Genomic DNA, 20880 nt, shown 5'->3' on the forward strand with positions numbered 1-20880 from the left:
TTTTATGGCAGAACTATTAAAACTACTAAAAGACGGTAACAAACCCTCTCTAATGGCTGCATGTGTAAATGCATTTTTAGGAATTATTAAAGGAATCGCCTTTTTCTTTACAGGTAACGTTGCGATGTTTGCAGAAATGATGCACTCTCTAGGCGATGCTGCAAACCAATTATTTGTATATATAGGTTCAGCACTCTCTAAAAAGGCACCTACAAAACAATTTCCCGGTGGCTTTGGTCGTATTGTCAATTTAGTATGCCTTTTTGCCGTAATAATTGTAGCTATCCTTTCTTATGAAACAATAAAGGAAGGTTGGCATCATTTTATTCATCCCGCAGGCGAGTCTAGCGGGATACTGATTGCCCTAGGGGTATTATTCATCGGGATTGTTTTAGAAGGGACAGTGCTAGCTAAAGCGGCTGCAGAAGTGTTACATGAAGCAGGTCAAGAAAAGGCAGGTATCGCAGCTATTCCCAAAGCCTTCTCATATTTGAATAGGGCAAAACCGGCAACAAAATTAGTTTTTATGGAAGATTTAGTTGCTACTGGGGGCAACTTCTTAGCCTTTGCTGCTATTTTAATTGCTTATTTTACAGGTTGGAGTCGAATAGAAGGTCTCGTTTCGATGATAATTGGGATCATGATGTTTTATGTAGTCGGTAAGGTGTTCCTCGATAATGCACGTGGCGTCATTGGCGAGACTGATGAAGAGATGTTAAACCATATTGCTCACCTTGTAATGGATGATCCGAATATTAAAGATATTGTGCGTCTTGAAGTAATTAAAGAAGGAGAGTTTTTACATGTAGAATTAGTAGCTGAAGCTGATCCGCTTTTATCGTTAGCCTTTTTAGATGATGTTCGTGATCATTTAACCGAGGTAATCCTAAGCCAAAAAGGAGTATCTAAAGTAGCTATATTATTCGACGAAGATGATGGGAAAACAAGCTGGATACATGTTGGTGAAAAACCAAACAACTCCATTTAATACTTTATAAAAACAAATAGCCAATTGCCGTATTTCAGGCAGTTGGCTATTTGTTAGACTAATTTTAAATTAGGAATATCCTCATAACCTACATAAACATGGTTTGTAATCATAAAAGTAAGTAATTTATTACAAGCAATCATTTGTCTTTTACCATTCTGCTGAATAACGATTTTTGAAAATAGTAAGGAGGCTTGACGATTAGCTAATGCATATTCTTCTGCATTGAGAATATTTCTGCCATCCACATGACAACCCAACACGAAATTTCCTAAAAAAGAATCCTTTAATACATTCGGATGCATGGATTGATAATGTACTTCAGCAATTGAATCTTCTATATTCATAAATTGATGGGCCACCAAATAATGTTTTAAAGCACCTTTTAAATCAATTGCAATAGCTGTATCTGCTAAAATTGTTCGATAATAAACAGGAACAATCTCAGCACCCCCCAAATACGGCTTAACTTCTACAACAATTTCTCCAGAAGGACGAACAAATAATTGTACAATTGCTTTATTTACACCATCCGAAAAAATAACATTCGTTCGCCCAAAACGCACGCTTTTAAAAAATATACTTTGATCAACAATGTATCCAGTGATAATTTTATCATTTTCAATTTGCAATGATTTCGCTTCAATCCCCAATACCTCTACACAATTTTGCATTTTATAAACATGTTGCTGAAATGGCATTTCTATACAACTTAATGTAACAATACGATCCTGTAGCAATTGTTTCAACATTTGATCCCTCTCCTCTTTGTTTAATATTGTAATTATTTTAGTAAAGGTGGCTGAACAACTTCTGAACATTGACACACGAATTGACTGATTACGACAAAAAACTATACTTTTCTGTCATTCCATAAATCACCTTATAGTAAAATAATCTATAATATAAGTTGAATGACTCAGCTAAAAACATGACTTTTCTCACTTAAAATAAAGAAAAATACATTTATATTCCTTCTATTATGTATCTATTTTATTATATTGCAGGACTAAAGAAACTTCTACGACAAAATTCTACATTAATCGTTAATTTTTCTTAACCTTGCAATAAAAAAAGTATGAGGCTATAAGCATAGCCTCATACTTAAAGTATTAAAGAGAATTTCGTAAAATGGTTCTTACATCTTCCTCTTGCAATCGATTAAAGTTGCCAAAAGGGCCATTTTGCATAGCATGATCTACAATTTGCTGGAATTTCGAATCATCAATATCGTAATCTGCCAAACGACTAGGTGCCCCTAATGATGTCCAAAATGCAGATAAACGATCAATCCCCTCATAAGCAACCTCTTCTACTGTTTTGCCTGTTGCCTCGACTCCAAACACACGTGTTGCTATACCTGCAAAACGCTCAGGATTTACTGGTACATTTAAACGCATCCAATGCGGTTGAAGAATGGCTAAACCACCTGCATGTGGAATGTCATATACAGCAGATACAGCATGTTCAATATTATGAGATGCCCAATCCCCTCGTGAACCAATTGATAGAAATCCATTTAAACCAATTGTCCCTGCTAATAGAATGGTTTCGCGTAACTTCGTATTTTCTAGGTCCTCTAATAATTTTGGAGCTGTCGTAATAACTGTTCGCAATACCCCTTCACACATTTCATCTGTGATAGGAGTATTCGTTGTATTGTGGAAATATTGCTCAAATACATGCGACATCATATCCACTATTCCATACACAGTGTGATTTTTAGGTACAGTCACTGTATATGCTGGATTTAGTATTGAAAATTTCGGGAAGGCTGCTGGACTACCCCAACTTAGTTTTTCTTCTGTAGCAGCATTCGTTATCACAGATCCAGCATTCATTTCTGAGCCTGTAGCAGCAAGTGTTAATACCGTTCCTAGTGGTATAGCTTGTTCTACAATCACTTTACGTTTCACGATATCCCAAGCATCGCCATCATACTTAGCGCCAGCAACAATTAATTTAGAACAATCGATTACTGAACCACCACCAACAGCAAGAACTAAGTCAATTCCTTCAGTTTTGCATATCTCAATACCTCGTCTAGCTGTTTCTACTCGTGGATTTGGCTCTACACCACCTAATTCAAATACGGTTTTATCCGCCTGTTGTAATTTTTCTATAACAGCATCGTATACACCATTCGATTTAATACTTCCGCCACCATATACAACTAATACCTTGTTTCCAAATTGCTCTAATTCTTTCGGCAATTTTTCAAGTGCATCCTCACCAAAATGTAGTTTCACTGGGTTAAAAAAAGTAAATGAATCCATCTAATTCGCCCCTTTCTAGTTGGATTTTCTCATAATTACGCTAAAGAAAGCAAAGATTAAACGCTGTCAACACTTCGCTATTTCGAAAGCGTTTTTCAAACTGTTCAGATTTTGTTCAGGCAATAGTTGTATAGTACTATACATTACATAAAGTAAAAGGAACTTTTGCACATGCTTATTATTGTAATTGTTGTTGTAATCATAATTTCGAGCCTTTTTCTTCTAAGATTTTTTAAAATCAAAAAAATAAGGAACGAAAAAAAGATGCTATTAGAACAGCGTCTAGACCACCTTCTTCAATCGAATAAAATTGAAAAAAACGAGTCATCCGATTAAGGAAATGACTCGTTTTTTCATTTTTTGCTTAAACCCAACCACGGAAGCGAGAAGCTTCTGCAGTACGGCGAACACCTACCATGTAAGCTGCTAAGCGCATGTTGATGTTACGTGTTGTTGCTGTTGTATATACATTATCAAATGCTTCGACCATTTTTTTGTATAGACGTTCTTCCACTTCTTCTTCTGTCCAATAATAACCTTGGTTATTTTGCACCCATTCAAAGTAAGAAACTGTAACTCCACCTGCAGAGGCTAATACGTCTGGTACAAGTAAAATGCCACGCTCTGTTAAGATTTTAGTTGCTTCAGCTGTTGTTGGACCATTTGCTGCTTCTACTACGATATTTGCTTTCACATTATGTGCATTGTCAGCAGTAATTTGGTTTTCAATAGCAGCTGGTACTAAAATATCACAATCAAGCTCTAATAGTTCTTTGTTTGAAATTGTGTTTTCAAATAAAGTAGTTACTGTTCCGAAGCTATCGCGACGATCTAATAAATAGTCGATATCTAAACCTTCAGGATCATGAAGTGCACCATAAGCATCTGAAATACCGATTACTTTCGCACCTAAATCATGCATGAATTTCGCAAGGAAGCTTCCTGCGTTACCAAATCCTTGAATAACAACACGAGCACCTTTAATATCAATACCACGTTTTTTTGCTGCTTCTTCGATTACGATTGTAACACCTTGTGCAGTCGCACGGTCACGACCTTGAGAACCACCAAGTACTAGTGGCTTACCAGTGATGAAGCCTGGAGAGTTGAACTCATCCATGCGGCTATATTCATCCATCATCCATGCCATAATTTGTGCATTTGTAAATACGTCTGGCGCAGGAATATCTTTTGTTGGTCCTACGATTTGACTTACCGCACGAACATAGCCACGGCTTAAACGTTCGATTTCGCCCATTGACATTTGACGAGGATCACAAATGACACCGCCTTTACCACCGCCGTACGGTAGATCGACAATACCACATTTCAATGTCATCCACATTGAAAGCGCTTTAACTTCCTCCTCAGACACTTGTGGGTGGAAACGAACCCCACCTTTAGTTGGTCCTACAGCATCATTATGTTGTGCACGGTAACCAGTAAATACTTTTGTTGTACCATCATCCATTTTCACTGGGATACGTACTTGTAGCATGCGAAGCGGTTCTTTTAGTAATTCATACATTGCTTCATCATAGCCAAGTTTATTTAGAGCATCTTGAATGACATCTTGTGTTGATGTGAAAAGATTTAAGTTTTCAGACATTATTAAATCGCCTCTTTGTTTTTTTTAATGATAGTTATCGGCATCATTGTAACATACTTCCGAATTAAAATGTGAACATTTTGTTAAAGTTTAAATACTTTTTCAATTTGTTCAATTGACCAATCTAAATCCTCTTGAGAAATAACAAGTGGTGGGGCAAAACGAATTACTGTATCATGTGTTTCTTTACATAATAGACCTAATTCTTTAAGTTTTTCACAATATGGACGAGCTGCTTCTGTTAGCTCCATACCGATAAATAAACCACGACCACGTACTTCCTTAATAACTGGGTTGTTAATTTCTTTTAATTTACCTTTGAAGTATTCACCAAGTTCGTGTGAACGCTCTGCTAATTTTTCATCTAATAATACTTTAATAGATGCAATTGAAACTGCACAAGCTAAAGGATTACCTCCGAAAGTTGAACCATGTGAACCTGGGTTGAAAACACCTAAAATACTACGGTTTGCAGCCACACAAGAAATTGGGAATACGCCGCCACCTAGAGCTTTACCCAAGATATACATATCTGGTTCTACTTCTTCCCAATCACAAGCAAACATTTTACCTGTACGTGCTAAACCAGCTTGAATTTCATCAGCAATGAATAGTACATTATTTTCACGGCAAAGTTCACGAGCTGCTTTTAAGAAGCCTTCTGTTGGAATGACGATACCCGCTTCACCTTGAATCGGCTCAATTAAAAATGCAGCAGTGTTTGGTGTAATAGCAGCTTTTAAAGCTTCAAGATTACCATAATCTACTAATTTAACATTTGGTAGCATTGGACCAAAACCACGACGGTATTCTTCATCAGAAGATAAAGATACAGCTAGCATTGTACGACCATGGAAATTACCATTACATGCAATAACTTCAGCTTTACCCTCTTCTACGCCTTTTACATCATAGGCCCAACGACGAGCTGCTTTAAACGCAGTTTCTACTGCTTCAGCACCAGTATTCATTGGTAATACCATTTCTTTATTTGTTAATTTCCCTACTAGCTCATACCATTCACCAAGGTTTTCACTGTAAAAAGCACGTGAAGTTAACGTTACTTTATCAGCTTGCTCTTTTAAAGCAGCGATAATTTTTGGGTGACGGTGTCCTTGGTTTACTGCTGAATAAGCAGATAACATATCTAAATATTTGTTACCTTCTGGATCTTTAACCCAAGCACCCTCAGCCTCTGAAATAACGATTGGAAGTGGATGATAGTTTGCTGCACCAAAATTTTGTGTTTGTTCAATAACTTGTTGAGTTTTTGTCATATCCTATTCTCTCCTTACTAATCATGTTGAAAAACTTTATAAAAGAAAGGGACTATGTATCACTATAAGTAGAATGATTAAGCATATAGCAACAATTCAAACGGTAAATTTGCTAACTTCTCCAAGGTAAACTACGTCATGAAAGTCTACGGTTTTAGCCAGGGTAGCGTTACCTGGAGAAGTGTCACAAATTCATTCAAAATGCCTCAATTTCTACCTACTTTGAACAGCCCTCACGTCAATGTGAAAATTAAAGCATTTCTGAAGTTGTTTTTGCTTGCATATGCAGTTGTAGGTAGTCTGGGCCACCTGCTTTTGAATCTGTACCTGACATGTTGAAGCCACCAAATGGTTGGTAACCAACGATTGCACCTGTACAGCCACGGTTGAAGTAAAGGTTTCCTACATGGAATTCTTCACGCGCTTTTTCTAGGTTCATGCGGTTTGTTGTGATAACAGCGCCTGTTAAACCGTATTCTGTATCGTTTGCAATTTCAATCGCATGGTCGAAATCTTTTGCTTTTGCAATGGCTACCACTGGTCCGAAGATTTCTTCTTTCATAATACGAGCTGAAGGATCTACGTCCGCGAACACAGTTGGTTGTACGAAGTAGCCAACTGAATCGTCTGCTGTACCACCAGCTACTAAACGACCTTCGCCTTTACCGATTTCAATGTACTCTGTAATTTTATTGAATGCTGCTTGGTCAATTACTGTTGCCATGAAGTTGCTGTAATCAGTTGGGTCACCTACTGTTAAAGCGTTTGTTAACTCTTCTACGCGATTTACCACTTGCTCATACACATCTTCTACGATGACAGCACGCGAACATGCTGAACATTTTTGACCTGAGAAACCAAATGCTGATTTCACGATGGATTGTGCAGCTAATTCTAAATCTGCTTCTTTATCCACTACGATTGTATCTTTACCGCCCATTTCAGCGATGACACGTTTAATCCAAATTTGGCCTTCGTTTAATACAGATGCACGTTGGTTGATACGTAAGCCAACATCACGTGAACCTGTGAAGCTGATGAAGCGTGTTTTTGGATGATCCACTAAGTAGTCACCTACTTCAGCACCAGAACCTGGTACGAAGTTCACCGCACCTGCTGGAAGACCAGCTTCTTCTAATACTTCGATAAATTTATACGCTACAACTGGCGTTGTAGAAGCTGGTTTTAATAACACTGTATTCCCTGTTACTAAAGCAGCTACTGTTGTACCAGCCATGATTGCAAATGGGAAGTTCCAAGGAGAAATGACAATACCGATTCCTAATGGAATGTAGTCATAACGGTTGTATTCACCTGGACGGCTTTCGACTGGCTGACCGTTTTTAATGCGTAGCATTTGGCGGCCATAGTACTCCATAAAATCGATTGCTTCCGCTGTATCTGCATCAGCCTCTGCCCATGGTTTCCCAGCTTCTTTTGTTAATAATGCAGAGAATTCATGTTTGCGACGACGGATAATCGCTGCCGCTTTGAAAAGAACGTCCGCACGAATGGCTGGATCAACTTTTTTCCACGTTTTGAATGTTTCATCTGCCGCTTGCATCGCTTTTTCAGCTAAATCTTTGCTTGCTTTCGAAACGCGACCAATGACTTCTGTTTTCTTTGCAGGATTGTACGAAACGATTTTATCTTCTGTTGTAATGCGCTCACCACCAATAATTAGTGGGTAGTCTTGACCTAAGTAACCTTCAACTTTATTTAAAGCCTCTACATAAGCATTGTAGTTTGCCTCTTGTGAAAAATCTGTGAATGGTTCGTGTTTGTATGGAATCATACTTAATCCTCCCTTGTGAGATGTGTTTGGGTATGCAAAAAACATTGACGCAAAATATCTTTGCGTATAAAATATTCTTACACTTATTATAATGCAAAATTTCGTTGCATATTTCAAGTAAAAAATTTTTGAGGTGCACATTTTTATGAAAAATTCTGAACCTTTACTACCTTTTTATGAGTTTATTGCAACAAATGTATCCGTTGGTATTCATGCAGTAGACCTATCTGGTAAAACGATTATTTACAATACGAAAATGAAAGAAATTGAAGGGTTTCATTTTGATGAACTTGCGGATCGTTCCATTATTGAAATGTTTTCCTTCCGTCAACATGAAAGTACATTAATGCGTGTTCTACAAACAGGAAAAAAAGAAATTAATGTTAAACAATCCTACTGGAATAAAAATGGTCATGAAATTACAACAATCAATGATACTTTTCCACTTTTTGTTGAAGGCAAACTGATTGGCGCAATCGAATTTGCACGTGATATTACCTCACTGGAAAAGCTTGTTTATCAACCCCTTCGTCGTTACGATGAACCTTTAACATTTGATATGATTAAAGCTGATTCTGAATCCATGAAGCAGGTTATCGACAACGCTAAAAAAGCAGCTGCTGTAAAATTACCAGTATTATTAATTGGCGAATCTGGCACAGGGAAAGATTTAGTAGCAGAGGGAATTCACCACGCAGCTTCACCTGATCCTGATGCCTTTGTGACACTCGTTAGTCGCCGTTCAGCTCAATCGGTGCTCGATAAATTACAACAATTACTAGAAGAAGATAAGGATTACACCTTTTTCTTCGAACGTATCGATTTTTTGAGCTTAGACATTCAAGAGCAACTTTTAGATATACTACATTCACTTCCACAGTCCAAATATATGCTAATTGGCAGTGTGGGTAGTGATCCCATTACATTGATTGCCGAAAAGAAGCTGTCAAAATCGCTATATTATTTCTTTGCAACAATGGCTATTACTATTCCCAATTTAACGGATCGAAAAGAAGACATACTTCCATTTGTAGAAGATTATTTTAGTCGACATCGAGAACGATTTGCCTCACAAGTCACTGAACTTGCACCAGACGTACAGGAATTATTTTTACAATATGATTGGCCAGGAAATCTAAAAGAGCTTGAGCTGCTACTGGATGAAATTGTTTCATTTATGACAACGGAATCCACTGTTACTTCAGATTTATTACCATTACATTTCCGCTTCAAAGTGCAGCAGCAAGATACAAATAATCGTGAACCAGAATTTTTTATGTTCCATCAAAATAACAATGTCATGCCACTCGATGCCTATTTGCGTGAAGCCGAATCATATTATGTGCAAAATGTCTTAAATTTATATGAGGGCAATATTACAAAGGCAGCAAATGCACTTGGTATGAGCAGACAAAACCTACAATATCGAATCCGCAAAATAAAAAAACAATAGAAAAAACGAGGATACTTTCATTCGAAAGCATCCTCGTTTTTTTATTGACCAGATTGTTCAATCCAGTCCTGCAATTTATCTTTTAAGGAATTAAAACCATTTGCATCCGATTCATCTACACGGTCCTGCAATGATTTACGTGGTGGTGCGTCTTTTTTTCTTACTGTTGCTGGGCGATCCTGTAGCGCTCTCATCGATAAACTAATTTTTTCGGCCTCTTCATCGATTTCAAGAATTTTGACTTCAACTTCTTGCCCAACAGCTAAAAATTCACTAACGTCCTTCACAAAGCCGTATGTTATTTCCGAAATATGCACAAGGCCTTGCGTATTGTCATCTAGTGCAACAAATGCACCGTATGGTTGAATACCTGTAACTTTTCCGGTCAACACGTCTCCTAATTCATATTTTTTTACCATAACCTTTGCCCACTTTCTTTTGTTTGCTACGTATATATCGCTTAAATTATAACATACGTGTAAAAACGGGGCAAAAAATCATCTCATCAATCCATGATACCAATTATACGGTAAAAGCCATCTTCATTTTGAGATAATCTAAACAAAATCTGCTTGCCATACTCTTTTTGATGTTCTTCATCAAGTCGTACAGCCACCATTGGGTAATTTCCGTTGTATTGCGACATTTGGCTAATAATGGATAAGTTTTTTACTTTGTTTAAAAAATCAGACTCTATTTCTACATTTGATAGGATTACTTTCTCTTGCAATGATTCATCTCCAATAGAAATTGCATATAAATAAAGGGAAACCATATTTAAAGGACTGAGCTGATTAATAAATGGCTCAGGGTCACTTTTCAAATACTGATCATAAATTCTCTTAACTTGTGCAATCTCCGCATCATCGATGTCTACAATATTAAATTCTTCAACTGCCGTATCTTTCCTAACTTGCAAAATGGCCGTTGAAATATCTTGTATTGTCAGCCCTACTAACGTTTCTGAGTTATTATATTGGTGTAATTCATTTAAAATAGTTGCTGCATTCTTTGTCATTACCTCCCCATACTTTCCATTAGCGACTTTTTGTAAAAAATTCAGGTATTCTTTATTAACGATTCCCTTTTCAGCATACACTTGATAATTAGTGGATCCTTTCATTAGAGCTAACCAAGTATTTTCAAATACTGCCTTTAATTCCTTATAAGTAACATTCCCCGTATTGATATCAAACAGCAATGAACGCTCCATAATTTTTAAGGATTCAGCTGTTTCTTCTCGTGTATACCTCAAGCCTTCTTCTCCTACTAAAAATCCCTTTTGTAAAAACTCAAAGTAACCAAAAATATCAGGATGCATGTATTTTATAGGTTCAAAAGCAAATTCCCCATCGATGGGATTAGCTTTAAAATAATAGGAACCATCCACATCCAAATGAAGTTCCATATATTGCTTGTTTGCTGTTTCAATGATTGCTTTTAAATCTGATGGATACTGACTACGATCTATCTTTTTCTTTAAAAACTGTTCATAAGGTTCAAGTAAAGAATTAAAATACATTTCTATGTCATTAAGCGATTGCTTATATAAGTTAAAGATTCCATAAGATTCATTAAAGGATAATGGCCCGTATCCTTTGATTGTCTCTAAGGCTCGTCTCGGGGTCATTAATCCGTCTAGAATTTCCTTCTCCATTATTTGCAATTCCCAATCCTCCTTTATCGGACGTTCGTAACTCGTATAGAAGGCCAACATGGAATCTGCATTTTGAATATATGAAAAAGTATTCAGTTCTTCTACTGAAACTTTCAACTCCCTACTTATATCTTCTTTCACTCTCTTGTATTTCTTGGTGATTCGCTCTACCCATTTTTCATACGTCCCTATCGTGTTGTCATCATTTTCTTGGGAAATCTGTTTATCACTGTTATTGTATGTTTCAGGCTGTCCAATCATATATGAAGTTCCCAATAAACCCACTAATAACACGCTCGCAATACTTACAAACCAAACAACCGACTTTTGCCATCTGGAGGGGCGCTGATGACCTTTATTGATAATTTCAAAAGATAATTCCTTGGATATATCCTCTTCTTCAATTTGTTTAAAGACAGTATCAGGATCAAGCTTCGCTTCCATTCGTTCATAGGATTTTTTCAGTAGTGCCATACGTTGGTCAAATTGCTTATCATCCATTTTCAACACTCCCATCTTGCATTAATGCTGCCTTTAGCTTTTCCTTCGCTCGTAATAATCGCACTTTCACCGTCGATAACGAAATATTTAAAACCTCAGCGATTTCTTCGTATTTTAATTCGTGGAAATAAAACAACACGAGAGGATAACGGTATTTTTCGTCAAGTGCCTGAATAGCACCATGTAGATGCCTGTCCTCTTCAAACAAAAGAACATTCTCTTCAGCAGATGAATGAGTCTTTTGCTGTTGGGCCTGTAGCTTGTCCTCTTTAGCCTGCTGCCGTTTTTCCTTACGATAATAATCACGCGTAGCATTTAATGTGATTTTATAGAGCCACGTGGTAAATCGATCCTGTTTAAATTGGTGTAAAAAGCGATACAGTTTAACAAATACCTCCTGTGAAACATCAGCTAAATCATTTGTATGTACGCCACATTGAAAGGCAAACTTTTCAACGGTTTGCTGATGTATGCGGATAAGCTCGATATAGGCATCTTTATCTCCTTGCTGCGCCCTTGCTATTAGTTCAACCTCCGTCATAGCTACCCCCCCTTTTTGATAATGAAACGAAGCATTCTACCTAATTGTTACATAATTTAAATGTCTTTCCTCACATGTCATCTCTCTATATTTTTACTCCTTCAAATGTCTTTCTTGCTATCATCAATTTTCTGATATTTGCTTGTGTTATGAGAATATTGAGGTAAAATAATACTTTAGTATAAGGAGGATTTATTTTCGTGTCATCGAGGGATCAATTTACAACAAAAATTGGGTTTATTTTAGCTGCCGCAGGAAGTGCTATAGGGTTAGGAGCCATTTGGAAATTCCCCTATATGGCGGGTACGAATGGCGGTAGTGTCTTTATTTTATTATTTATTTTATGTACTTTCTTTATTGGCTTACCCGTCCTCATTGCTGAGTTCATGATTGGTCGTCGAGGTCAAAAGGATGCTGTTACTTCCTTTAAGGAACAAGCGCCAGGAAAGCCATGGTATTTGATTGGCTGGGGCGGTATGGTAATCGCAGGCCTTATCCTATCATTCTACAGCGTTGTTGGTGGATGGATTTTAAGCTACTTGGGTCGTGCCTTTACATTTAAGCTAACGAATGCTGGCTCTGACATCAACTACGCTGATTTATTTGGCGATATTATTTCAAGCCCTTTTGAAGCAGTACTTGTACAGGGACTATTTATGTTATTGACAGTGGTCATTGTGTCAGCAGGTATTAAGGGCGGAATTGAAAAAGCCAGCACATGGATGATGCCTCTCCTCTTTATTTTCTTTATTGTCCTAGTTATTCGCTCTTTAACTTTAGACGGGGCTATGGAAGGCGTTAAATTTATGTTTGTACCTGATTGGTCCTATTTAAATGCTGAAACATTTTTAATGGCCTTAGGACAAGCATTCTTCTCACTAAGTGTAGGTATTGCGGTTATGATTACATATGCTTCCTATTTATCTAAAACAGAGAAGATTGGTAACTCTGCGATTAATGTAGCATCTATGAATATTATTATCTCTTTACTTGCAGGACTTGTTATTTTCCCAGCAGTGTTTGCGCTTGGTTATACGCCTGATCAAGGGCCAGGCTTAGTATTCATTATTTTGCCAGCTGTATTCGAGCAGTTACCTCTTGGTGGCTTGTTCTTAATAATCTTCTTCATTCTATTGCTTTTTGCTACAGTCACTTCTTCCATTTCCATGTTAGAAATAGTCGTAGCAATCGCTATTGGTGATAAACCAGAAAAACGCAGAAAAATTGCTTGGATTGGTGGAATCATTATTTTCATCGTTGGTATTCCAAGTGCCCTTTCATTTGGTATATTAGCAGATGTAAAAATAGTAGATCGCTCTATTTTTGACTTTGTTGATTTTATGACTAATAGCATCGGTATGCCGATTGGAGCTATGTTGATTTCAATTTTTGCAGGTTATTATTATACAAGAGATATTTCACGTAAAGAATTAGCTGCGTCAAGCTTCATGTTTAATATTTGGTACATTTTAATTCGCTACGTCTCCCCACTCGCCATTCTTATTATTTTCATTCAGGGGATTTTGCCTTTATTTAAATAAGTCTTAGCCTCAAAGATGTATTAAAAAAGAGGTTGTCCATTGACAACCCCTTTTTTTATAAGGAATATGCAAAATATTTTAAATAATACATTTCGCTTCAAATTTAATGGCAATTAGTTTGTAAGAAATGGCTACACAATCTTCAAATGGAATCCATTGCTCAAACGAATGCTCATATGTTTCTTGAATAACTTTTGCAAGTGTTGATGGATCATCAATCCCTTGTAATGCTGCAACTACATCTGCTGTTTCTGTATCATAATGGTCTGGACCTAAGTGGAATGGATCCCACTCCTCTAGCAGATGGACAGCTGCTTGATTCATTTTTATATTTTCCAAAATACTCACCTATTATCCTTTGATCATACTCGTATGATACCATAGTAAAAAAAAAAGAAAAGAGTGATTTACTTGTCTATTTTTGATCAAACTATCAAACGTCGATGTACAAACTCTGTCAAATGGGACGCAATGGAAAAGGTTTATGGCCTAAACGATGCCTCAGATATCTTACCTATGTGGGTAGCCGATATGGATTTTGCGGCTCCAACAGCCGTTTCAAAGGCTCTACAACAACATGCTGAACATACTATTTTTGGCTATAGTTATATGAGTGAGGAAGCGATTCAATCCATTGTAGACTGGCAAAGTACTCGCCATGACTGGCACATTGAGAAAGAAGCTATCCTATTCTGTAATGGTGTGGTGGCTGCATTAGCTAACAGCGTTGTTGCCCTAACTAACCCTGGTGACAAAGTACTCATTTCACCACCAGTTTATCCGCCATTCTTTAACATACCAAAAAGTAATGGTCGTGAAGTTGTGAGCTGTCCATTAATTGAAAAAGATGGATTGTTTGTCTATGATTTTGAATCCTTCGAGCAGTCTTTAGCTCAAGATGTGAAAGCCTACATACTATGTAACCCACATAATCCAGGAGGCTATGTATGGGATGAAGCTACTTTAAAGGAAATTGTACGACTTTGTGCTAAATATGATGTCATCATTATTTCTGATGAAATCCATGCTGATTTAATGATTAATGGGGATAAACATATTCCTTTAGCTAAAGTTGCAGGTGATGAAATCAATCGCATTGTTACGTGTATGGCTCCTACTAAAACATTTAACTTAGCAGGAATTCAAGTTTCATATATGATCGTAACAGATAAGGAAAAACGCTTGAAGCTAGAGGCCATCAATATGGCAAGTGGTCAAGGCTCATTAAATACATTTGCCTCTGTTGCCCTTCATGCAGCATACACAGAAGGGGCTCCTTGGTTACATGAATTACTTCCTTATATTTCTGCCAACATGGATTATGTGAAAACGGAGTTAGAGCAGATTCCAGGTATTCGTGTTACGATTCCTCAATCCACTTATTTAATCTGGATTGATTACCGAGAACTAGCGCTTGAAGAGAAGGAGATCATGAACCGCTTACTTGAAATCGGGAAGCTAGCTCTAGAACCAGGGACAAAATACGGAGAAGAAGGTCGTGGCTTCCTACGTATGAATGTTGCTTGTTCATTTGATACTGTGAAAGATGGAGTCGAGCGTTTTAAAAAGGTCTTTGCGCAATAAAATGATTGAAAGGATATCTCTCCCCTTAGAGCTATCCTTTTTCTATGTTTAAAAACAAAATTTTGTGGAAAAGGTTCTTATCAATCGGATTTATAAAGAGGTGATTTTACATGGACATTGTCCCATTAACGATTAAACGTGCTTATATGACATTCCTATTCCCCTTCGCCTATTCCGAAAAAAATCGTCAAAAAATCAGTGATATACTACTAAACGAGGGCTTTTTCTTTTTCACCTTAAACAATACATCTCTTGAAGACGCTTTTTATGGTGATATGACGATTATACATGAGGAACTTGCCCAATTTTTCTATCCTTTTTTGGAGGATAAATTATTTCCAAACGAAATGAATAACCCTGACTTTATTCGTTTTTCGAAAGCTTTTTATACACAAGGCGCCTTACATCTGCAAGAAAGTCAAATCAAATATGATTACGAAGTGATGAGTATTGATGTGACACTATGTCCTTTTGGGAATGGGATTATAACAGTAAGAACAAATATTACAGATCAATCACATGATCTAAGTGATATTTTAAATTTTATCCACTATTTTAGAGTATTAGAGGCTAAACTAAGAGAGGAGAAAGGTGCAAGTCATCATTTTTCATTTGGTCATTGTTCTTCTACGAGTGAATTATTATTTAAGTATTTTATACCTTTTTTAAAACCTTTTCTATTACATCAACAAGACCATAGCTACGAAGGCTTACCTTTCTTTGAAGATGAGCGAATGTTTGCCTCAGCTTATTTAATGGCAGAGGAAGAAGCTAAAATTATACCTGAGCATTTATTTCGCTTAGGACAAGTAGACGGTAGGACACCTGCTGGCAAACCCTTTATTTCTAGCACTAATCCTTCATATATCTCTAATTATGTACAAGAGCATGCCCATAAACGCTGGGCTCCTAACAGTTATATTATCACCTCCTCACAAGCACAAATAACGATTACAAATAGGCCGTTTGCCAAATGTACACATAGTATTCAAGAATTTATGGGTACGCACTATTATAATTTGTTCATTCATTATTTTTATAAAATGATGCTCTTAAAGCTTTCCTATGAGTATAGTGAAATAAAGTGGGGCAAAGATAAACAGATTGTCAATGAACTAATCGAGCTGATTACAAAGTTTTCTGCACGCTATTATTTTGAAGAAGTTATCGTACGAACAGAAGGCAGAGAAATTGCTCAATTGCTACGAAAGTACTTCCGTATAAATGAACATTATGTAGAAACGAAAGAAACATTGAATAGTTTGTATCGAACACAGGAAGATCAATCCGATAATCGAAGTAATAATTTACTATTTATTTTAACAGTCTTTACTGTGGTATCGGGCATTTATGGGATGAACTTAGTCATTGAAGGGTGGAAAGATAGCAGTGATTTCGATAGCATCGGTAGTTATACACTCTTTGAATGGGTAGCCTTTATTACTGCATTGAGTGGGATTGGCTTGTCACTTGTACTGGTTTGTTTCACTGCCATCAAGGCCCTGCAAAATACTATTCGACGCTTTTAAAAAAATTGATACAATAAAAAAGAATCTGCTCGCCCTCTGTGGCAAGCAGATTCTTTTTATTAGACATTCTGTTGATTGTTTGTGTTTTTCTTTTCTGCTAAAATACGTGCTTCAATTTCTTTTGATTTTAATTCTTGTTTCTTAGAAATTTTTCTGAAAAGCGTAAACACGATAATACATAGAATAAGCATAATTAAAAATTCAAATGCTGCTGGAATATAACCTGATTTGTCTTCTGGGAAATATAAAAATTGATACATAAAGTTCTGCATGTTCTACACGTCCTTATACGTATTATTCAAAGACTGTAATTGACTCAATTTTCACATCTTCTAATGGTTTGTCACGGAAATCTTTTTCCACATCTGCAATTTTATCCACAATGTCCATACCTTCTACTACATGACCGAATACTGTGTGTTTATGGTCTAACCAAGGTGTACCACCGTTTTGAGCATAAGCTTCGATGATCTCTTCAGGGAAGCCCGCTCCTTGTAATTGGCGAAGCATATCACTTGGAAGGTGCTTCATTTGTACAATAAAGAATTGAGAACCATTTGTGTTTGGTCCTGCATTTGCCATTGAAAGCGCGCCACGTAGGTTAAACAATTGCTCTGAGAACTCATCTTCAAAGGAATTACCCCAAATTGATTCTCCGCCCATTCCAGTACCAGTTGGGTCGCCGCCTTGAATCATGAAGTCTTGAATAACACGGTGGAAAATAATGCCGTTATAGTAGCCTGATTTAGCATGACCTAAAAAATTCTCAACCGTTTTCGGTGCGTGCTCAGGGAATAATTTAATTTTGATAGCACCTAATGTTGTGTTCATTTCTACAAGCACTTCGCCTGCTTGTACGTCTGTTGTTAACTGTGGAAACATGGAAGTCTCTCCTTTAATGATAAATTTCAGTTTCAATGAAAAAGATGCCCTTGCACCTTTTCTGACCTCATTTTAGTCTAACATACTTCCTACTGGTTTTCTCCCTCTAAGTATTGACGATTTTTGCACTTTTACTATTCATGTTTAAAACTATGTAAATAGGTCTGAGCGAGTATTTGGAATCAATCCAAAATATGTTATTCTGATGAAGGATTTATAGAAAGAGTGGAGGCACACATGAAAAAGGCTTTTGGTTTTTTTATTATAGCTCTATCCCTTCCTGCTTTATGGTGGATTAGCTCAAACATTAAAACAGAAATCAATATTGCACAAGCACATGAGGAACAAATGACTAATGCAATACATTTACCCGAGGTAGAGGCCCAACTACCTGTTACCCTTATTGATCGAAATGGGCAAACTTTTAGTGAGGAATATGTCGAATGGCGGCAGCCACTAAGTTTACAAGAAATTCCACAAATTGCCCAGGAAATATTCATTACTAGTGAGGATGCTGATTTTTATACGCATATTGGCTTTGATTTAAGTGCTATTATTCGTGCAGTTGTAGCCAATTCAAATAGCAACACAACCTCTCAAGGAGGTAGTACAATTACGCAGCAGCTTGTCCGGATGCGTTATTTATCTGAGGAAAAAACATATGAACGGAAATTAACAGAGCTTTTTTATGCCTATGAATTAGAAAAAGAATTTGATAAAGAAGCCATTTTAACGATGTACCTAAATGAGTCCTATTTCAGCAATCAAGTTTATGGCATTGGCGGAGCAGCCACCTATTATTTTCAAAAGCCACTCCAAGAATTATCCATAGCTGAAATAGCTTTCATTGCTGCCATCCCAAATAACCCTTCCCTTTATAATCCTTTAAAGAATTATGATCAAACTAAAGCAAGGCAGGAGCGTTTGTTAGATACCCTTGCAGCAAATGAAGCTATTACAGAGGAAGAGGCAAAAAACTATAAGGCTGATCCCATTACATTAAATGTGAAAGATAAAATTCAAAGTTATCCAATGTATAGCACTTATGTTCTTCAAGAGCTAAAATGGCTTATTGCAGAAAAAGAAGGTTATGCGGATCGACTAAGCTTAACAGAGAATGAGGAAGAAAAGAAAAAAATTAAAGCACAATTAGACAATCGACTCAATACATTATTTCAAAATGGACTCATCATTCACACAGCGCTTGATCCTACTAAACAGCAGCATGATGAGGAAAAAATGTCAGCTATTTTAGGTACTAGCCCATTCCAAGCAGCAGGTGCAGCCATTGAAAACCAATCAAGAGAAATAGTCAGTCTGTATGCAGGAAAGAATTATGAAAAATTTGATTTCCATCGTGCATTCCAAGGAACACGTCAGCCAGGTTCAGCTTTTAAGCCTCTGGCAGTCTATGCACCATTCTTCGAAACAACATCTCATACACCTGATTCGATTGTCAATGGTGGGCGTTATTGTGTGGGCTCGTTTTGCCCACAAAACTATGGGGGCTATACGTATGGTGATGTGTCAATTCGTACTGCTTTTCGACATAGCTATAATACATCTGCACTTCGTCTCTTTCAAACCGTTGGCGTCGAGACAGCCTTTCATTATCTTAATCGCTTTCACTTCCGCTCGATTGTAGAGAAAGATTATAATTATGCCGCATCATTAGGAGGACTAACCTATGGTGTAACAGCATTAGAACTAGCAGATGCTTATACTAGCTTTATTGATGGCTCTTATGTACTTGCTCATAGTATTCGCAAAGTCACAGCATTAGATGGAACAGAGCTTTATAGTTGGGATACACAGCGTGATCAAATTTGGTCTCCGAAAACAGTAAAATACATGCGTGAACTCCTTGCAGATGTTGTAGCAAACGGTACGGGTCAAGGTGTCTATAGTAACAGCAGCTACGTTGGTGCAAAAACAGGGACAACGAATGACTATCGTGACTACTGGCTTGCTGGACTCAATAATGAATATACTGCTGCTGTATGGCTAGGGTATGATAAACCTCAATCGATGCAGCAATTAGAAGAGTACAAAATCCATCACCAATTATTTAATGTTTTGCTTGAGTAGTGAAACATGCAAAAGGTAGTAGTCTCAATCGACTACTACCTTTTCAACGTGTTAAAAAACAAAACCATCCATAAAATTTTTATGAAAGATGTAAATGGTTTTCCGTTTCAGGCTACTTGCTTTCCTATGGGCGAGCATCAAAAGCCTTCTACTCTAACCCTTAAAAAGGTTAGCTTTTTAGCAACAGTTTTCAAATAAAGTGAAAGTGTTCACTATTCTCTATGGAGGGTGGGTCTCACTCATCGCTTCTCAACATTGAAAATAAGAGCCTACCCTCTCTCTAATTATACAAAAAATGGGTTATTTTGTTTATGCAGCTAGTAAAAAATAAGGAAAAGGCAATTTTGCACCTGGTTGATTGGAGAGGAGCCAGCTTCACTCCTAGGGATTTAGCGTCACAGATGGGACGCTGGCGGAACGGAAATCAATCCCTCGCTTTTTCTACTATTAACATCACCATTTTAATAGTATGTATTAATTTGCAAACGGCAGACTTGCCAAAATGCCATTATATAGCTTTAATACGACATAAACAACTAATGTTAAAAGAATCGTCCACATAAAAAGCTCAAAGATTAATAGACCGATTGTGCCGCCCATTGATATAAAATGACTCATTTTATAAATCAGATAAACAAAGTAGGTAAATATCGTTATGACAAAAATACCTATTAAAACATAAATAAATTGGATGGCAAATGCAGAACACATAGCACCTACAAATAAAATAATATAGCCACCTCGAGCCTGACTAACTGTGGCTCCTTCGTTGTCCTTTGAAAAGAACAGCATTCCTACCTCATGAATGGTTTCGCCTACAAGTTTAAGGGCAGAAAATAACATAAAAAAAACAATGGCAAAGACGATGAGTAGAAATACACGTAATTCAAAATCTGATAAAAACTCTCGCATTCCTGAATATACACCGATGGCTTGAAAAATCTGTAATGATTTACCAACAGCATACATCCCAAATGTCAAACTAAACAATAAAATTGTAATTAATGGTAGATAACCATAGATATATGGGTTCTTCATAAAAAATTTTTTTCCTCTATTTTTATTGATAACTTCCTATTTATAATATAACGAAAATTCTCCAACGACCGCAAGCTAAATCCCAATAGTACATATGCATTCCCAATTAAAGTACGTTATA

Annotated in this window: 18 protein-coding genes; 6 read left to right on the forward strand and 12 right to left on the reverse strand. The window is 36.9% G+C overall.

The window, feature by feature from the left end:
- Positions 1-4 precede the first annotated feature (4 nt).
- Positions 5-988: a cation diffusion facilitator family transporter gene (locus L6W14_RS17800; protein ID WP_237898541.1), complete on the forward strand. Its 984-nt coding sequence runs from the start codon at positions 5-7 to the stop codon at positions 986-988.
- A 53-nt stretch (positions 989-1041) separates the two neighbouring features.
- Here the strand turns inward: L6W14_RS17800 and L6W14_RS17805 are convergent, their stop codons facing one another.
- From L6W14_RS17805 to pruA, 5 genes are all read right to left on the reverse strand, one after another.
- A complete protein-coding gene (locus tag L6W14_RS17805) occupies positions 1042-1740 on the reverse strand; it encodes a hypothetical protein (protein ID WP_048395809.1) in 699 nt (232 codons plus the stop codon).
- Positions 1741-2100: 360 nt separating this feature from the next.
- Positions 2101-3264 (reverse strand): iron-containing alcohol dehydrogenase, encoded by a 1164-nt coding sequence (locus tag L6W14_RS17810; protein WP_237898542.1) that lies wholly within the window; start codon positions 3262-3264, stop codon positions 2101-2103.
- 364 nt (positions 3265-3628) lie between these two features.
- The gene (locus L6W14_RS17815; RefSeq protein WP_004233781.1) at positions 3629-4873 is read right to left on the reverse strand and encodes a Glu/Leu/Phe/Val family dehydrogenase; all 1245 of its coding nucleotides are present in this window, start codon (positions 4871-4873) and stop codon (positions 3629-3631) included.
- 83 nt (positions 4874-4956) lie between these two features.
- The gene (locus tag L6W14_RS17820; RefSeq protein WP_004233780.1) at positions 4957-6150 is read right to left on the reverse strand and encodes an ornithine--oxo-acid transaminase; all 1194 of its coding nucleotides are present in this window, start codon (positions 6148-6150) and stop codon (positions 4957-4959) included.
- A gap of 250 nt (positions 6151-6400) precedes the next feature.
- Positions 6401-7945: an L-glutamate gamma-semialdehyde dehydrogenase gene (gene pruA / locus L6W14_RS17825; protein WP_202342493.1), complete on the reverse strand. Its 1545-nt coding sequence runs from the start codon at positions 7943-7945 to the stop codon at positions 6401-6403.
- Between the two features lie 145 nt (positions 7946-8090).
- Here pruA and L6W14_RS17830 point away from each other — a divergent pair, with 145 nt between their 5' ends.
- Positions 8091-9398: an AAA-type ATPase lid domain-containing protein gene (locus L6W14_RS17830; RefSeq protein ID WP_237898546.1), complete on the forward strand. Its 1308-nt coding sequence runs from the start codon at positions 8091-8093 to the stop codon at positions 9396-9398.
- Between the two features lie 41 nt (positions 9399-9439).
- Here the strand turns inward: L6W14_RS17830 and yugI are convergent, their stop codons facing one another.
- The 3 genes from yugI to L6W14_RS17845 all read right to left on the reverse strand — a co-directional run bounded on the left by yugI (position 9440) and on the right by L6W14_RS17845 (position 12097).
- A complete protein-coding gene (gene yugI / locus L6W14_RS17835) occupies positions 9440-9817 on the reverse strand; it encodes a S1 domain-containing post-transcriptional regulator GSP13 (protein WP_004228409.1) in 378 nt (125 codons plus the stop codon).
- Positions 9818-9903: 86 nt separating this feature from the next.
- Positions 9904-11556 (reverse strand): hypothetical protein, encoded by a 1653-nt coding sequence (locus L6W14_RS17840; protein WP_237898547.1) that lies wholly within the window; start codon positions 11554-11556, stop codon positions 9904-9906.
- Positions 11549-12097 (reverse strand): RNA polymerase sigma factor, encoded by a 549-nt coding sequence (locus tag L6W14_RS17845; protein ID WP_237898549.1) that lies wholly within the window; start codon positions 12095-12097, stop codon positions 11549-11551. Before L6W14_RS17845 ends, L6W14_RS17840 begins: the two co-directional genes overlap by 8 nt.
- 200 nt (positions 12098-12297) lie before the next feature.
- Here L6W14_RS17845 and L6W14_RS17850 point away from each other — a divergent pair, with 200 nt between their 5' ends.
- Positions 12298-13638, forward strand: a complete 1341-nt coding sequence (locus tag L6W14_RS17850; protein WP_237898550.1) for a sodium-dependent transporter — start codon at positions 12298-12300, stop codon at positions 13636-13638.
- 78 nt (positions 13639-13716) lie between these two features.
- On the opposite strand, the gene L6W14_RS17855 is transcribed toward L6W14_RS17850, so the two are convergent.
- Positions 13717-13977 carry a DUF1871 family protein gene (locus tag L6W14_RS17855; protein WP_004228396.1) on the reverse strand — a complete coding sequence of 87 codons (261 nt, stop codon included), beginning with the start codon at positions 13975-13977 and terminating at the stop codon, positions 13717-13719.
- A gap of 72 nt (positions 13978-14049) precedes the next feature.
- Here L6W14_RS17855 and L6W14_RS17860 point away from each other — a divergent pair, with 72 nt between their 5' ends.
- Both L6W14_RS17860 and L6W14_RS17865 read left to right on the forward strand, forming a co-directional pair.
- Complete coding sequence (locus L6W14_RS17860; protein WP_237898552.1) at positions 14050-15222, forward strand: MalY/PatB family protein; 1173 nt, start codon at positions 14050-14052, stop codon at positions 15220-15222.
- 110 nt (positions 15223-15332) lie between these two features.
- Positions 15333-16751, forward strand: a complete 1419-nt coding sequence (locus L6W14_RS17865) for a magnesium transporter CorA family protein (protein WP_237898554.1) — start codon at positions 15333-15335, stop codon at positions 16749-16751.
- 59 nt (positions 16752-16810) lie between these two features.
- Here L6W14_RS17865 and L6W14_RS17870 read toward each other — a convergent pair whose 3' ends face one another.
- Together L6W14_RS17870 and L6W14_RS17875 are read right to left on the reverse strand one after the other, a co-directional pair.
- On the reverse strand, positions 16811-17023 hold the full coding sequence (locus L6W14_RS17870) for a hypothetical protein (protein ID WP_066038174.1): 213 nt from the start codon (positions 17021-17023) through the stop codon (positions 16811-16813).
- A gap of 22 nt (positions 17024-17045) precedes the next feature.
- Positions 17046-17633: a peptidylprolyl isomerase gene (locus L6W14_RS17875; protein ID WP_004228389.1), complete on the reverse strand. Its 588-nt coding sequence runs from the start codon at positions 17631-17633 to the stop codon at positions 17046-17048.
- A gap of 237 nt (positions 17634-17870) precedes the next feature.
- On the opposite strand from L6W14_RS17875, the gene L6W14_RS17880 reads away from it, so the two are divergent.
- On the forward strand, positions 17871-19721 hold the full coding sequence (locus L6W14_RS17880) for a transglycosylase domain-containing protein (protein ID WP_237898556.1): 1851 nt from the start codon (positions 17871-17873) through the stop codon (positions 19719-19721).
- 474 nt (positions 19722-20195) lie between these two features.
- Here L6W14_RS17880 and L6W14_RS17885 read toward each other — a convergent pair whose 3' ends face one another.
- Positions 20196-20759, reverse strand: coding sequence for a DUF5366 family protein (locus tag L6W14_RS17885; protein WP_131522560.1), 564 nt, complete (start codon positions 20757-20759; stop codon positions 20196-20198).
- Between the last annotated feature and the right edge of the window lie 121 nt (positions 20760-20880).

This window comes from Lysinibacillus sp. ACHW1.5 (genome assembly GCF_022014815.1).
Taxonomy (GTDB): Bacteria; Bacillota; Bacilli; order Bacillales_A; family Planococcaceae; genus Lysinibacillus; species Lysinibacillus capsici.